Genomic DNA, 16,063 nt, shown 5'->3' on the forward strand with positions numbered 1-16,063 from the left:
ATATTTTCTCTCCCTTATTTCACTTGATCTCTTTTTTCTAATGTCATACTCCACGCTGTTAAAATAACAGCACCTACTACCATAATGCCTCCTACCCAGGCCGTATGAATTAACCCTAACGAGTTCGTTACAATACCGCCCAAGTAAGCACCAAGAGCAATTCCTGCGTTAAATGCTGCAATGTTAATCGCTGATGCCACATCAACAGCACTTGGAACAAATCTCTCAGCCAAGATAACGACATACACTTGTAGCCCTGGAACATTCATAAACGCAAATAGTCCCATAAAAATAATTGTGATGAGTCCAGCGACTTTAAATGGCGCTGTAAATGTTAAAACAAATAATACAATTGCTTGAATAAAGAACATGTAAAATAATGCTCGAATCGGATTATGATTTGATAATTTCCCGCCAACCATATTCCCAATCGCAATTGCAATTCCGTACACTAACAAAATAATTGTAACGGTACTTGATTTAAATCCTGTTACTTCTTGTAATAGCGGAGATAAATACGTAAATGTTACGAATGTCCCCCCGTACCCTAATGCAGTAATAGTAAATACAAGTAATAGTCTTCCATTCGTAATCAGTTTGAATTGATCACGAAATGATACGGATGTACCTTTTTTCAAGTTAGACGGAATCAGCATACTGTTAGCGATTAAGGCAACGATTCCAATTACCACAATTACCATAAACGATGCTCTCCAACCAAATTGTTGACCGATAAATGTTCCAATCGGTACACCTGTAATGGTCGCAACAGTTAAACCAGTAAACATAAATGCAATTGCACTTGCACGTTTATTCTCTGGTACAAGCGCAGCCGCAATTGTGGATCCTATCGACATAAAAACACCATGCGCAAACGCAGATACAACCCTCGCGATAAGTAACACAGTAAAACTTGTTGCCACTGCCGCAATTCCATTACCAATAATGAAAATAATCATAATCCACATTAATAACGTCTTTCGCGACATACTAGCTGTTAACGACGTTAATACTGGGGCACCAAACGCTACTCCTAATGCATATAAAGAAACGGTTAAACCCGCTGTTGTAACAGAAACATGTAAATCCTCTGAAATAGATGGTAATAAACCGACACTAATAAATTCGGTTGTACCAATTCCAAACGCACTAATTGCTAGTGCTAATAAAGCAAACATACTTCTTCGATTCGTCTGTACCGCTGAAGAAGATACTGTATATGAATTCAATTGAACTCCTCCTTAATGCGAGAAATCCAATCATAATAGTGTGATAAAAAGGCCTTTTTATCTTCTACAAACATAACTTTACTGCTGATATATGCTATTATGAATGGCTTCACTCTTTTTTTGAAGAACGCACTTTAAAGTACGATAGGTACCAAAAAGTAACATAGGCACTTTTTAGTACCGTACTACTCATTTCCCTCTTACATATGCTATTATGGAACATATTCAACATGATAAAAAGTACGTACTTTAAAGTGCTATAGGTACTTTTTAGTAACATTTAAATTATTTAGCTTCTTTTGTTGGAGAACTGCAATCTATATTCATCAAAGGAGATTTTTTATATGAAGAAATATAATATTCCCGTTGAAGCGACTTTAGAGGTTATCGGCGGAAAATGGAAAGTCGTTATTCTTTGCCACTTAACGAAAGGTACAAAGAGAACGAGTGAATTAAAACGTCTCATGCCTGGTATTACACAAAAGATGTTAACACAGCAATTACGCGAATTAGAAGAAGACGGAGTTATTCAAAGAAAGGTATACAATCAAGTACCACCGAAAGTAGAATATTCTCTTACAGACTACGGTTGGTCTTTAGAATCCATTCTCGATTCTCTTTGTACTTGGGGCGAATGCCACCTTGAAAAAAGCGGTAACACATCGATGCTAATTACAGAAGGTGAACAATAAAAAAAGGAAAAAATGAACATAAATTTGTCCATTTTTTCCTTTTTTTATTTATATATACGTACATTTCCTACCTTATCAAAATAATTTATGCGCTTTCACGCCTTGTCAGTACTACGTTATACGCTTAATATCAAATAATTAGGAATCATTTTTATGTTAACATAGGTGTATATAGTATATAATATAGGATATATATTATATACACTTTCCGATAAAGGAACTTTCCATTATGCGGACAAGCCATGTATCGGACAGTTCATAAATAATAGGTAGGACATTATGGTTTTGGATTTATGATTTCAGCTTACTTGCTGGCATAAATTTAAAGGCATTTTATTGTGCTTTGTGAAACTTTGTATAAAGTTTCGCAAACGTTTACTATCTTACCTATCAAAAATAAGAGTATTGCTATCGTAAAGGAGAATTGGAGATGCCAGAAACTATGACTCAAACAAAGCCAGAACAAGAAACTGTACAAATTTCTGCTAGCCAAGGACAACTTGATGTACTTGATCAGTTGTTAAAACCTGAGGTACAAGAATCATTAACAACACTAGTAGAACAGCTTCCAAAATTAACTGAGCTTGTTAATATTTTAACTAAGTCTTATGACTTCGCTCAAACTGTTGCTACTGATGAAGTATTAAAAAGCGACACTGTTAGTGCAATCACAGAGCTTGTAGAACCTGTAAAAGATACAGTGAAAGGCATGGCTGCAACTGCTATCGAAGCGAAAGATCGTGCTGACGAAAGCAACGAAGTTATCGGCCTGTTCGGTCTATTAAAATTACTAAAAGACCCACAAGCACAAAAAATGTTCCGCTTTGTGAACGCATACCTTCAAATTAGTGCAGAACGTAACAATAAATAATTTAACTTATAACAACAATTAGTAAAGACGGGGGATATCATACTATGTCAAAACAAATTGTCATCTTAGGCGCTGGTTATGGCGGTCTTCTTGCCGCTTTAAACGTACGTAAATATTACAGCAAATCAGAAGCACAAGTTACAGTGATTAACCAATACTCAACACACCAAATCATCACTGAACTACACCGCCTTGCAGCTGGTAACGTTGCTGAGCAAGCAATTGCAATGCCACTTACAAAGCTTTTCAAAGGTAAAGACATCGATCTTAAAATCGCAACAGTTGAGTCATTCTCAGTTGATAGCAAAGAAATTAAACTAGCTGGTGGCACTACTTTATCTTACGATGCACTTGTAGTTGCTTTAGGAAGTAAAACTGCTTACTTCGGTATTCCAGGACTAGAAGAAAACAGCATGGTATTAAAATCTGCTGCTGATGCAAACAAAATCTACAAACACGTTAAAGACCGTATTCGTGAATACGCGAAAACGAAAAACGAAGCTGATGCTACAATTGTAATCGGCGGTGGCGGATTAACTGGCGTTGAGCTAGTTGGTGAGCTTGCTGACATTATGCCTAAACTTGCAAAAAGCCACGGCGTAAATCCAAAAGAAGTTAAACTTCTTCTTGTTGAAGCAGGTCCAAAAATCCTTCCAGTATTACCAGACCACTTAATCGAACGTGCAACTACTAGCCTAGAAGCACGCGGTGTTACATTCTTAACAGGCCTTCCTGTAACAAACGTTGCTGGCAATGAAATCGACTTAAAAGACGGTCAAAAACTTGTTGCTAACACATTCGTTTGGACAGGCGGCGTACAAGGTAACCCATTAATCGGTGAATCAGGTCTTGAAGTAAACCGTGGCCGTGCAACAGTTGATGCATACCTACAATCTACTTCTCACAAAGACGTATTCGTTGCTGGAGACAGCGCTGTTGTCTTCTCTCCAGATGGTCGTCCATACCCACCAACTGCACAAATCGCTTGGCAAATGGGTGAGTTAATTGGATACAACTTATACGCAGCACTAGAAGGCAAAGCTTTCGAAGAGTTCGCACCTATTAACTCTGGAACACTTGCTAGTCTAGGACGTAAAGATGCTGTTGCTACAATTGGAGCAAGCAATACTCCACTTAAAGGCTTACCAGCATCATTAATGAAAGAAGCAAGTAACGTTCGTTACTTATCACACATTAAAGGTCTATTCAGCTTAGCTTACTAATCTGAATATAAGCCCGAATCATGCCCTGCATGGTTCGGGCTATTTTTATCCGTAATATTCTCTACTTACTTATATTCGGCAAAGAATTACTATAACCCTTTTCAATTATCTAAATATACTGACTTTTTTGTGTCGAAATTGTGTATATGAAAAGAGTGAAAGCATCTTTCTTACTTCCACTCTTCCACAAAAATTATTATCCCAATTTCACTAAGCTGTAGTTCTTCTTCCCTTTACGAATAATAATAAATCGTCCATCAAATGAATTTTCTACAGTAACATCTGTACCCACATCCATTACTTTTTCACCATTCATCGAAATAGCTCCATTATTAATATCTTCACGTGCTTGTCGCCTAGATGGTTCAATCCCTAAATCAACTAGCCATTCTACGATGTTTTTCGTCTCCTTTGAAGACTGGAATGTTGGCATCTCTTTAAAGCCTTGTTCAATTTCATCAGCTGTTAACGATTTAATATCTCCGCTAAATAACGCTGCTGTAATCTTCTCAGCTTGCAGTAGTGCCTCTGCTCCATGAACGAATTTCGTCATTTCTTCCGCTAATACTTTTTGCGCTTCACGTTTATGAGGCTCTGTTTCTACCTTCACTGCCAATTCATCAATGCGCTCTCTCGTTAAGAACGTAAAGTATTTCAAGTATTTCACTACATCACGGTCATCTGTATTCACCCAGAACTGGTAAAATTCAAATGGTGTTGTTTTTTCAGGATCAAGCCAAACCGCACCACCTGCAGATTTACCAAACTTCGTACCATCTGATTTCAATAATAATGGAATCGTTAATCCGAATACCTTCGCTTCGTGCCCTTCTAACTTACGAATTAAATCTAAACCACTCGTAATATTTCCCCATTGGTCACTACCACCAATTTGCAGTTGAACATCTTCTTTCGTGTATAAATGATGGAAGTCCATCGCTTGCAAAATTTGGTACGTAAATTCTGTGAAAGAAATACCTGTATCTAAACGACTGGCTACAATGTCCTTCGCTAACATGCTATTAATGCTAAAGTTCTTCCCGTAATCACGTAAAAACTCAATAATGTTTATTTCATGTGTCCAGTCGTAGTTATTTACCATCTTCACTTCGCTATTTCCGCCAAAATCAAATAGCTTTTTCATTTGCGCTGTTAACGCATCCACATTATGCTGAACTACTTCTAACGTTTGAAGTTGACGTTCTGATTGACGTCCGCTCGGATCACCAATTGTTCCTGTTGCCCCACCAATTAAAATAACTGGATGATGGCCAGCTAACTGGAATCTCTTCATCATCATAAACGGAATCAAATGTCCAATATGCATACTATCACCAGTCGGATCAACTCCGCAGTATAGTGAAATCTTTTTCTCTTCTACTAGCTTACGTAAACCTTCTTCGTCCGTCTGTTGATTAATGGCACCGCGCCATTCTAATTCATCAATAATATTCATCTTTTTCATCCCTTCTATTTTTTTGAAAACAAAAAGTCCCTATGTCTATGACATAGGGACGATTATTCACCGTGTTACCACCCAGTTTGTATAAATAGCATAGCTACTCATACCACTCTTAGCAATAATATCGATTGCCAATCCGCTTAGCATTACCTAAGATACTCCAGAGTGTAATTCGCAAGTTTGTTTGTGCTAGGTTCCAGCAACCCCTAGCTCTCTCGTTAACAGTGACAAACTGCTACTGGGCTCTTTCAACGTATATTATTTGTTAAATTATTAGCCATTATATTGAATTAAAAACAAATTGTCAACAATACCCAAATGTTATTTTAAAATAATTCACATTTTCATACGGATTTCGTTACTCTTTATCTTCTCCAATAATCCTTACTTCTCGCTCTAACTTCACGCCAAATTTCTCTTCAACGGTCTTTTGTACAAAATGGATTAAATCAATGTAATCTTGTGCTGTTCCGTTATCAACATTCACCATAAATCCAGCGTGTTTTAAAGAAACTTCCACTCCGCCAATTCGCTTACCTTGTAGACCTGATTCTTGAATCAATTTACCAGCAAAGTTATTTGGTGGGCGCTTAAATACACTACCACATGAAGGGTATTCTAAAGGCTGTTTTGATTCACGTTTAAACGTTAAATCATCCATTTTTTCTTTAATTTCTTCACGCACACCTTCTTGAAGCTCAAATCTCGCTTCAAGAATAATGTAATGGTTGTTTGCAAATACACTCTTACGATATCCAAATTCAAATGCTTCTTTCGTTAAAGTACGTAGCTCTCCATCACCTGTCATTACGACAGCTTCTGTTAATACAAACGATACTTCACCGCCGTAAGCACCAGCATTCATATATAATGCTCCGCCAACTGAACCTGGAATACCACAAGCAAACTCAAGACCCGTTAAATTATGATCTAATGCAATACGTGATACATCAATAATTGCTGCACCACACTGTGCTACAATCGTCGTTCCTGTTACAGTCACACCTGTAATGTGAATTAAACTTACTATAATCCCGCGAATTCCACCGTCTTTAATAATGACATTCGATCCATTTCCTAAAAACGTAACTGGAATATTATATTCGTTAGCATATTTGATAACTTCTTGAATTTCATCATAATTCGTCGGCGCAACGAACACATCTGCTTTTCCACCAACTTTAATATGTGTATGATTCTTTAACATTTCATCTTGTTTCACATGACCTTCAGGCAATACCGTACTTAAATATTCATAAACCTCTTGCATATTCATTTTACGATTCCTCTATTTCTATATTCTTTTTATCCCGTTATACGGGCCCATAATATCCCCACATACATGAACGAACCTAAAGTGGTGGATACAGTGTACCCAAAATCAATTCGAGACACCTATAAACCTCTTAATTTATAAGAGGTGCCACTCATATTAAAATATATATTGCATAATAAAGCAACCCAAATGGGCTACTAAACTTGACATGTCATCAGAAAGACAACAATTTGTAAAATATATTACTTTTTCAAAACACTATCCTTCAGTATCTTACTATACCATACGAAAATAAAGTGGTATTTTTTTGTAACCTTTACTTTATTTTCATCAATAAAAAAGATGCTTTTACATAGGTAAAAGCATCTTTTTTATTACTTATTATAATTTACTTTTCGTTCTCTTCTTTTTCCTTATCAAACCATAATAGCTCATCGTCATCAACTTCACCATTATAATTGATTAGAATCTCTTCTCCCGCTTTTATATCTTTGTAAGCAAAGAAGTTAAACGTATGATTCTCGAAGACAATATCATACGTTGCATTCGGATTATATGCATGATTAAATAACATGCCGTATCCTAAAAGGAATGCCGTATGATTTACCCCATACTCAAATGCGTAGTCAGCAAGTAACGTTTTCTCAATGTGTTCATGCTGTTCATTCGGATAAGAGATAACTGGTGCTGAGTGAATCAACTCACCCTTTTTAATATCACGAGTTGCAAATACCCCTCTATTAAATTCTCCATCACTAAGTTCAGAAGTCTTAACTTCGATCATATGCGTCACCTATATAATTCTTTCTTTGAAGTATTTTATTCCGCTATTTGCGGGGTTCAACTAATAATCAGTAGCGTATAGCCCCACTAATTAAAGTCTCAGTTTATCTCCTTAAGCTTGGCAGAAAACGCGCAGAAAAGCAATTAAATTACTATTAAGTATTCGTTTAAATGAAAAAAGAGCACATATGGTGTGCCCTTTTCAAGAGATATTACTTTTCTAAAATATCTTCTAGTAACTTCACTTGCTCGCTAACAGTATGTAACGTCTTCACCGATATATCATTTCGATGTTTTTCTTCTTCCACACTTGCTAACACTTCTTCCGTAGCCGCAGAAGTTTGCTGAATTACATTAGAAGCATGTGTAACATCCTTTACGATATTCGTCGTTTTAACCTGCAAGTTTTCTTGATGACCAACAATCTCTCTCATTACATCATTAATTGCATCAATAAACTTCCCTAAATCCGTTACATTTGTTAAAACACTTGCTAGCATTTCATTACATTCTTCTTGTACTTTTTCTGATTTCTCTACCTGCACTTCCACTTTACTTGCTTGATTACTAAACTCCTTCAAAATACCTTGAATTCTCCCCGCAGAACGATTCGATTCTTCGGCAAGCTTTAATACTTCATTCGCTACAATAGCAAATCCTTTTCCATGCTCTCCTGCTCTTGCAGCTTCTATATTTGCATTTAAAGCTAGCAAACTCGTCTGACTTGAAATATTCGTTATTACATCTACAATTTCGTTAATTTGCTTCGACTGCATCATTAAATCTCTAAATATAATTCCTGATTGTGAAACAACATCATTTAAACTTCTCATATTCGCTTCAAAATTTCGTAAAGTATGTACACTACCCTTTGAAATCTCTAAACTTTCATCAACACGAATCGATGCACCTCTTACTTGAGAAATGATTTGTTCAATATTTCCTTCCATATCATTCAATACTTCTACTGAACGATGCATCATCTCTGATTGTGATTGAGTACCAACTGCCACCTCTTCAAAAGCAAAATTAATTTCACTCATCGACTCCATCGATGTATTCATATTTTGTCTTAAATGATTGAAATTACTATCTAGTTTCACAACAGTTTCCTCAATAAGTCTTTGAGTCTCTTCTAGCTCCTGAGCTTTCCTCATCACTTCTTGCTTCTCATCACTTAAACGAGCTAGCAGATTAGAGCCAATCTTCGTTACGCCCCACATAGCGATCGTTACGATTGCTAACAAGCTTGCGAAGTTTGCAGCTTCAGATGCCGCTGTATAAGCAAAAAATTGCTCCGGCCAATAACTACAAAGAATAAATGTGATAACAACCGCCACTCCGCCGAGAATGATAACGAGACGTTCACTTAAATAAATAAGTGAAACTGCTAGTGTAAAGTAGATCATTTGAAACACAGCCGGACTTTCGTTAAAAGCTTGTACCATAATGAAAGACATAATAAGCAACATAAATGTCATGATATATTTATACATCGCTTCCATGCTTTCTATAAAAGTAAGAAGCGTTCCAAATACAACAACTGAAATGCCACAAACCCAAAATGCTATTGCTCTCTCTGTAAAAATATATCCGTAATACCCAATCGCGATTATTCCAAGAAAGAAACTACAAATCGTAATGAACAGCAATAAATGATTTTTCTGTGATTCTTTCTCAAGGTTAGAAAAACAAGTTCTCTTTAACCACTCCATATATGAAGCCCCACCTTCTACTTATACATATCGATTACTTCAGCTTAAATACCGCACTTACTGGGTTATGATCGCTATTTTCAAACTTTAAATCTTTCCCTTGTACATTTACAATTTCCACATTCGGTGAAACGATAAAACCATCAATAATCGTGACGAAGTTTTCACCCTCCACATATTTCTTCACATCATCTCTCACCGTCATAACCGACGGATCTACAGCCCACTTAAAGCCACCATCAGTAAAGTCCTTTGGTAACTCTACTAACCACTCTGGGCGCTCTTTCACAAACTTCGGATCACTTAACTGAGCGTTCGAAAGTAATTGATTCCAATCTCCGCCCATTATTACGTAATCACCATTTTCATAATGCTTGTTCATATATTCTTTTAAAAACTCTACTTGCTGTTTTCTAATTTTCCCGCCTTCATCATACGCAGACAAATGTAAATTTACGAGTCTCACAAACTTCCCATTATTAACAGGTATTTTATGCTCAACAATCGCTCGATCTAAATCAAACAAACGCTTTGGCCAAGGCTCCATTCCAGGAAGTTGGAACCTCTGCGCTGTTTGGACTGTATATTTAGAAAACGTACTTAGTCCAGCCTCCGCATATCCCATTGGACTTGTAATTGGTACAGGGACCCATTTTGTATCATAGTTCTTTCCGAACGACGAAGCATAATCAGGTAATCCTTTTTTCAAAAATTCATGTCCATTTACATCAAAAGATCGCAGTGATTTTATATCAACCTCTTGTAATAACGTAAAATCACTATTCTCATTTTGTAAAAACGAAAGCATATTCTTTAAATTCGTTTCCGTTTGCTCTTTACTACTTGAACCAGATCTCTTTCCACCATCCATAAAGAAGTCTTGATCCTTATCTAATCCAGCATAGCCAATATTAAATGTTGTAACTTTAAATTCATTTCCAAGCGCTAACACGCGTTCCTTATTATTCTCCACCTTCAAACTTATAACATTAGCCGGCTGTTCTTTTGTAAGTGTCATATACGCTAAAAAACCACCTACAACTCCCAATCCTACTAAAATACATATAAGTACTATTTTTAATAATTTTTTCAAACGAACGACTCCTTTTCTAAAACTACCAATTTTACTTTTCTTTATTTTCAGTCAACTAAAAACAAATGACAGACATAAGAAACATTTTATCACATCAAAAACCTTATATCACTATATTTAGTTTATAAACAGAAGTTCCCTATCTTAAAGCATCACATACATACAAAACAGCTCCACTTCTTCACTGGAAATTCTACGCAATTTTTAGTACACTATATGTAATAATTATAGGCGATGGAGTTCGCCATAACTGCTGCTTAGCTAATGACTCCTACCAGTATAACTACTGGTAGGAGTCTATTTTTTTGAGCAAGCTATTTAAAGAGGTGAAGAAATTGATTTATATTATCGTTGGCATAGCCGGTATATTAGGAGCCCTCTCTCGTTATTATTTAGGTCTTACTATTCATACTTCATGGCATCATTCATTTCCATTAGCTACGTTACTTATTAACTTAGCCGGCTGCTTCTTATTAGCGTGGCTAACTACGTATATCGCTCGAAGAAATATCTTGCCTTCAGAAATTATTACAGGCGTTGGAACTGGATTCATCGGTTCCTTTACGACGTTTTCGACATTTAGTGTAGAAACTGTGCAATTAATCAATCATTCTGAATGGAATACGGCTTTCTTATATGTATCATGCAGCATACTTGGTGGACTCATTATGTCTGGTCTTGGCTATACATTAGGTGATTTCTTACTTAAGAAACATCTTACGAAAGGTGATCACTTATGATGGAAGCTTTATTAGTGGCAACTGGAGGTTTCTTCGGTGCTATTACACGATTTGCAATTAGCAATTGGTTTAAAAAAAGAAATAAAACTTCCTTTCCAATTGCTACATTTCTCATTAATATAACAGGGGCGTTTTTACTCGGATATATAATTGGCAATGGCGTCACTACAGGTTGGCAATTATTATTAGGTACTGGATTTATGGGTGCCTTCACGACATTTTCAACATTTAAACTAGAGTCCATTCAGCTCTTCAATCGTAAAAACTTTTGCATACTATTTCTATATTTAAGTGCTACTTATATAATCGGTATCCTTTTTGCATTCCTTGGAATGAAGCTAGGCGGAATATAAAAAAAGAAAGCGACTCTTATCAGTCGCTTTCTTTCATAAGAAGTATGTCCCGCCATATGGAATGGAGAATAAACCCGCTGGATGCACATCTTAATGTACAATTTGCATCGGAGGCTGTGAGTACGACATATACTGCCCTTGCATCATTTGTGCAAAATATGCTTGTTGCTGCATTTGAATCGCTTGATTCACAGCATGAATTGTCCCCTGTGCTCCTGCCAGTGTAATAGCTGCTCCCACTTGTCTACCACTATAAAAATAATGATTCATCATGATTCAGCTCACTTATTATTTTTCTTCCATATAGTATGTTTCTATTTCATGGTGAGTGTTTTGTCCCGATTAATGAATCCCTCACTACTTAAACTTCATTTTATCTATTACTTTTTTTCAGCTTTGAAGTAATAAATCCAAATAGTAATACACCAATACCACTCAAGAACAATACATAACTTATCGGTACTAAGAAAAAGAAAGGTTCTTCAAGGAATCCATTCGCTCCCACTTTACTGTTTGAAGCATGTATAGCTAAAGAAATGATCGCTAAAATCATGAAAGAAATAGCTACGACGTATTTATTTATCATTTCACATTCTCCTCTATTCATATAATTACCCTTAGATTATTAACATCATATTACCTAAAACAAAATCATTCGTCAATAATTTTTTATTGTTTTACAATAAAAAATTATTGATTATTATAAATAGAAAAAGGTTTATGAAGCACCTTAAATTGCCTCACAAACCTTTTCAAACATAAATATTTACACTTCAAACCTCTTGCTTACTACAACATAAATCGCACACAATAGCACGAATATCCCAGCATAAATTAACAAAATTTCTACACTAAACATATCAGCCAATGGACCAAATATTATCATTCCTAAAGGAAACGCGCATGAATTAGCGATTTGTACAAGACTAAACATTCGTCCGTGCATAGAAGGTTCTACTTTTTCCTGCAATAACACGGTAACCGGTGTATTGAAGCACGGCATTGTTATACCAATTAAAAAGTTAAATACTAAATACACAATAAATACCGGAGCAATCCCTAGTCCAATCATAAGCAGTCCATACAACGCACAAGCTAGCGCTGTTGTATGCATACGATTACGGAAACCACCCCATGCCGCAATCAATACGCCACCAGCTGCCGCCCCCGCACTAAAAGTCATCTCACTAGCAGTAAGTCTCCACATTTCTGCACCGAAAGAACGAGTTACCATTAAAGGTGTTAAAAAGGCGGCTGGACTTATTAAAATCATGACAATGATTAATAAAAAGAGTAGCCTCTTAATAAATACATTTTCTTTTAAGTAAGCAAAGCCTTCTTTTATACCTTGTAAATTAGATTTTTGCTTACTCTCTGTATTCACATGTCTCTCCACTTGAATGATAAACATAATACTAATTCCAATCATAGCCGTAATAACATCAATAAAAAATGTCGTTTCAATGCTAGCAATAGAAAGAATTGCAGCACTTGCTGCTGGAGAAAGAAACATAATTAAAGATGTAATACCGCTATTTATCCCATTTATTTTCATAAGATAATCTTTCGGAACGATTTGTGGGATTAACGCATTCACAGCTGGCGTTTGTACCCCTGTCCCAGCTGAACGAATGAGTAGTACTATAAAAAGGAACCAAATACTTTTATATCCTGTTAAAAATAAAACTGCTAAAACTAACGTAGTAATTGCTATACTCCCGTCCGATAACATAATCATCTTTTTACGGTCGTAACGATCAATCCAAACACCTGCAAATAAAGATATTGCAATTTGCGGTAGGAATCCGCAAACAGTTGAAATGGTCAACATTAACCCTGACGATGTTGTTAAGGTGATATACCATATAATCGCGTATTGCACGAGAGAGGAACCGAACAAAGAGATCGTTTGAGCGGTCAAAAATAAAATAATTTTCTTTTTCCAATCATTTCTACTCATATGTTTCACACCCCCTTAACTAATCCTGTCTCTATATTAAAAATACTATCTGCCCAATCAAGATAAAAACTTGCTTCGTGAGATACGAGTATAATGCTACCTTTAAACTGAATGAGTGCCTTTTGCAAAGCTCCCTTCGCTTCTGCATCTAAATGATTTGTCGGCTCATCTAAAATTAAGAAATTACAAGGTGATAATAATAATCCGCATAATTTAACCTTTGATTGTTCACCACCACTCAACGTACGAATTTCTTGTGAAACATGAGTATCTTTCACACCACATGCAGCTAAATGATGACGTACCTCCTTCACATTTAGTTTAGGAAACTGTTCCGAAATAATTTGAAGCGGCGTTAAATTATCGTTATTCCAATTTAAATCTTGCTCATAATATCCAATCTTTATTTGCTCTGAGAAGTGAAATTCTCCGGCAATACTAGAAATAGTTCCAACGATTGTTTTTAATAAAGTAGATTTCCCTACTCCGTTGAACCCTGTAATAACAAGTTTTTGCCCACCCATCACTGAAAAATTCAATTTTGGTAAGAGAGCAAAATCGTAACCAACTTCAAGATTATTTACTTCCAGAACTGTCTGAACCGAAATAGGAAGTTCCTGAAAATGAATAGACGGTTTATGAGTAAAACTTGGTGGCGCAATTTTTTCCATACGTTGCAACTGCTTTCTACGTCCTTGTGCTATTTTTGAATTCACTCCAGCAATATTTCTACGAATATACTCTTCCGTTTTTTCAATTTTCTTTTGCTGTGCATAGTATTGGCGAATATAATCTTTTCGCAAATGCTCCTTTTGTCTTACAAAATCTGAGTATTTGCCGTAATACTTCTTCACCGTTCCAAACTCTACATCACATATGCAAGAAGTCACTTTTTCTAGAAAGTCAAAATCATGTGACACGACCATAAACGCCCCTTCAAAATTCACTAAATAATTAGCAAGCCATTCAACATGCTCTTTATCAAGAAAGTTTGTCGGTTCATCTAGTAATAAAATAGTAGGCTCTTCTAATAAAAGCTTTGCTAAAATTACCTTTGCCCGTTGTCCTCCGCTTAATTCATCAATAACACGATCCATCCCAATCGCATCAATACCTAAACCGGCTGCCACCTTATTTATTACGCTGTCTACTGAATAAAAATCACGAGCCTCAAGCTGTTCTTGTATTTCAGCTGCTTTCAATAGTTGATTCTCATCTCCAGTCATCGCACTTTCTTCATATAACTTATTCATTCTCTTTTCCATTTCAAACAAATCATAAAAGGCTCGCTTTACATATTGTGAAATGGTATAGCTCCCATCAATTTCTGCATATTGATCAAGATGTCCAATTTGAATATTAGGTTGCCACTTAATGCTCCCCTTATCAGAAATAATTTCCCCTACCAATATTTTCATTAATGTGCTTTTCCCTGCACCATTCTGTCCAACAATCCCCATATGTTCCCCTTTATACAAATCAAAAGAAGCATTTTCGTATAATACTTTATCTATAAAACTATGTGATAAACTTTCAACTTTAAGTAAACTCATTTTTATTCCTCTTTTCCTGAAATTAAAAAAGCAGAGAGATAGCGTCGTTCGACACTAGCCCTCTGCTTCGTGGTTTTTCCCATACTACTCCAATTTACAGTAAAAGCTCATTGGAATAATATACACAAAGGGCCATAGACAAAGCATTGTCTATGGCCCCTTAATCTATTTTATACATCAACTGAAAAACCATAACCAAATAAGCATAGATAAACTATACTTTTTTAGAAAAGTTATTCAGTCGATGAATATAGGGATTTATGCCCCTTGATTAAGCTCCGTACAACACTTCACCGTATACATTTGTGCGGAGCAAAGTTTTCTAATGAGTTTTACAAATTTTATATAAAGCATGTTCTGCACCTTCCTTAATACTTAAAAGGGATTTTAGCATACAGTTTTACGAAGCGTCAACATTACCTCCAAATCATTCAACTACTTATTTTTAAAATATTCCTTCTGGAACATACACATTCTTATCGCATTATGATAGTTACCATCAACGAAAAACTCGTCTAAAAGCTCGCCTTCCACTATAAATCCAACCTTTTTATACACATGGACTGCTTTCTCATTTTCTTTATCCACAACTAAATAAATCTTATGCATATTTAATACAGAAAAAGCGTAATCCATCGCTAAACGCGTCGCTTCTGCTGCGTAGCCATGCCCTTGATAATTAGGATCAATAATAATTTGGAATTCAGTTCTTCGGTGAATATAATCGATTTCCACTAATTCGACCAATCCAACCATCTCATTATTTTTCTCAACGATAAACCGGCGTTCACTTTGATCATGTATATGTTTATCGTATAAATCCTGCAGCTCCACAAATGCCTCATACGGCTCTTCAAACCAATACGACATAATATGGGCATTATTATTAAGTTCGTGTACAAACTTTAAATCTTCCCGTTCTAAAGGACGTAACTTCAATTCCTGACTCATTGTTATAACCTCCAAGTAAAAGAAACCTCTTCACTTAATTTCTCAATTTTTTTCAATTTCAAACGCCCTATTTACATTGTAAACTTTCAAGCCACTTGAAGGTCAAGACATAAAAAGTTAGTGCAAGCTACGCCTGCACTAACTGACCCTAACGACGAAAAA

Annotated in this window: 15 protein-coding genes, 1 pseudogene, 1 riboswitch and 1 other annotated feature; of the genes and pseudogenes, 5 read left to right on the forward strand and 11 right to left on the reverse strand. The window is 35.9% G+C overall.

The genetic code is table 11. The annotated features are described in order from the left end of the window. Positions 1–14 precede the first annotated feature (14 nt). Positions 15–1,178 carry an MFS transporter gene (locus ILS93_RS21270; RefSeq protein WP_222655648.1) on the reverse strand — a complete coding sequence of 388 codons (1,164 nt, stop codon included), beginning with the start codon at positions 1,176–1,178 and terminating at the stop codon, positions 15–17. 395 nt (positions 1,179–1,573) lie between these two features. Here ILS93_RS21270 and ILS93_RS21275 point away from each other — a divergent pair, with 395 nt between their 5' ends. The 3 genes from ILS93_RS21275 to ILS93_RS21285 all read left to right on the forward strand — a co-directional run bounded on the left by ILS93_RS21275 (position 1,574) and on the right by ILS93_RS21285 (position 4,015). Next, the gene (locus ILS93_RS21275; RefSeq protein ID WP_000760478.1) at positions 1,574–1,921 is read left to right on the forward strand and encodes a winged helix-turn-helix transcriptional regulator; all 348 of its coding nucleotides are present in this window, start codon (positions 1,574–1,576) and stop codon (positions 1,919–1,921) included. A 430-nt stretch (positions 1,922–2,351) separates the two neighbouring features. Further along, positions 2,352–2,792 (forward strand): DUF1641 domain-containing protein, encoded by a 441-nt coding sequence (locus ILS93_RS21280; RefSeq protein ID WP_001115312.1) that lies wholly within the window; start codon positions 2,352–2,354, stop codon positions 2,790–2,792. A gap of 44 nt (positions 2,793–2,836) precedes the next feature. Next, complete coding sequence (locus tag ILS93_RS21285; protein WP_222661222.1) at positions 2,837–4,015, forward strand: NAD(P)/FAD-dependent oxidoreductase; 1,179 nt, start codon at positions 2,837–2,839, stop codon at positions 4,013–4,015. A 196-nt stretch (positions 4,016–4,211) separates the two neighbouring features. Here the strand turns inward: ILS93_RS21285 and tyrS are convergent, their stop codons facing one another. The 5 genes from tyrS to ILS93_RS21310 form a co-directional block, all read right to left on the reverse strand. Beyond that, positions 4,212–5,471, reverse strand: coding sequence for a tyrosine--tRNA ligase (gene tyrS / locus ILS93_RS21290; protein ID WP_222661224.1), 1,260 nt, complete (start codon positions 5,469–5,471; stop codon positions 4,212–4,214). Between the two features lie 51 nt (positions 5,472–5,522). Next, positions 5,523–5,738: a binding site (T-box leader), on the reverse strand. Positions 5,739–5,835: 97 nt separating this feature from the next. Then, the gene (gene murB, locus ILS93_RS21295; RefSeq protein ID WP_064476236.1) at positions 5,836–6,753 is read right to left on the reverse strand and encodes a UDP-N-acetylmuramate dehydrogenase; all 918 of its coding nucleotides are present in this window, start codon (positions 6,751–6,753) and stop codon (positions 5,836–5,838) included. Positions 6,754–7,141: 388 nt separating this feature from the next. Further along, a complete protein-coding gene (locus tag ILS93_RS21300; RefSeq protein ID WP_000573650.1) occupies positions 7,142–7,537 on the reverse strand; it encodes an SET domain-containing protein in 396 nt (131 codons plus the stop codon). A gap of 211 nt (positions 7,538–7,748) precedes the next feature. After that, on the reverse strand, positions 7,749–9,251 hold the full coding sequence (locus tag ILS93_RS21305; RefSeq protein ID WP_064476235.1) for a DUF4077 domain-containing protein: 1,503 nt from the start codon (positions 9,249–9,251) through the stop codon (positions 7,749–7,751). A 34-nt stretch (positions 9,252–9,285) separates the two neighbouring features. Beyond that, complete coding sequence (locus tag ILS93_RS21310) at positions 9,286–10,344, reverse strand: endonuclease/exonuclease/phosphatase family protein (protein ID WP_000734839.1); 1,059 nt, start codon at positions 10,342–10,344, stop codon at positions 9,286–9,288. Positions 10,345–10,565: 221 nt separating this feature from the next. Continuing rightward, positions 10,566–10,625: riboswitch (Fluoride riboswitch) on the forward strand. A gap of 54 nt (positions 10,626–10,679) precedes the next feature. On the opposite strand from ILS93_RS21310, the gene crcB (ILS93_RS21315) reads away from it, so the two are divergent. Both crcB (ILS93_RS21315) and crcB (ILS93_RS21320) read left to right on the forward strand, forming a co-directional pair. Beyond that, the gene (crcB, locus tag ILS93_RS21315; RefSeq protein ID WP_064476234.1) at positions 10,680–11,084 is read left to right on the forward strand and encodes a fluoride efflux transporter CrcB; all 405 of its coding nucleotides are present in this window, start codon (positions 10,680–10,682) and stop codon (positions 11,082–11,084) included. Further along, positions 11,081–11,437, forward strand: a complete 357-nt coding sequence (crcB, locus tag ILS93_RS21320) for a fluoride efflux transporter CrcB (RefSeq protein WP_064476233.1) — start codon at positions 11,081–11,083, stop codon at positions 11,435–11,437. The genes crcB (ILS93_RS21315) and crcB (ILS93_RS21320) overlap by 4 nt, the downstream gene beginning before the upstream one ends. A 33-nt stretch (positions 11,438–11,470) precedes the next feature. On the opposite strand, the pseudogene ILS93_RS21325 reads toward crcB (ILS93_RS21320), so the two are convergent. From ILS93_RS21325 to speG, 5 genes and pseudogenes are all read right to left on the reverse strand, one after another. Further along, a pseudogene (locus ILS93_RS21325) lies at positions 11,471–11,710 on the reverse strand (DUF3947 family protein). Positions 11,711–11,810: 100 nt separating this feature from the next. Continuing rightward, positions 11,811–12,044 carry a DUF3955 domain-containing protein gene (locus tag ILS93_RS21330; protein WP_080349982.1) on the reverse strand — a complete coding sequence of 78 codons (234 nt, stop codon included), beginning with the start codon at positions 12,042–12,044 and terminating at the stop codon, positions 11,811–11,813. Positions 12,045–12,203: 159 nt separating this feature from the next. Next, positions 12,204–13,397, reverse strand: coding sequence for an MFS transporter (locus ILS93_RS21335; RefSeq protein WP_222661229.1), 1,194 nt, complete (start codon positions 13,395–13,397; stop codon positions 12,204–12,206). Positions 13,398–13,402: 5 nt separating this feature from the next. Then, positions 13,403–14,950, reverse strand: a complete 1,548-nt coding sequence (locus tag ILS93_RS21340) for an ABC-F family ATP-binding cassette domain-containing protein (protein ID WP_222661231.1) — start codon at positions 14,948–14,950, stop codon at positions 13,403–13,405. Positions 14,951–15,385: 435 nt separating this feature from the next. Next, a complete protein-coding gene (gene speG, locus ILS93_RS21345; RefSeq protein ID WP_000076834.1) occupies positions 15,386–15,901 on the reverse strand; it encodes a spermidine N1-acetyltransferase in 516 nt (171 codons plus the stop codon). Positions 15,902–16,063 lie beyond the last annotated feature (162 nt).

Source organism: Bacillus sp. 16GRE42 (genome assembly GCF_019837435.1).
GTDB lineage: Bacteria > Bacillota > Bacilli > Bacillales > Bacillaceae_G > Bacillus_A > Bacillus_A wiedmannii.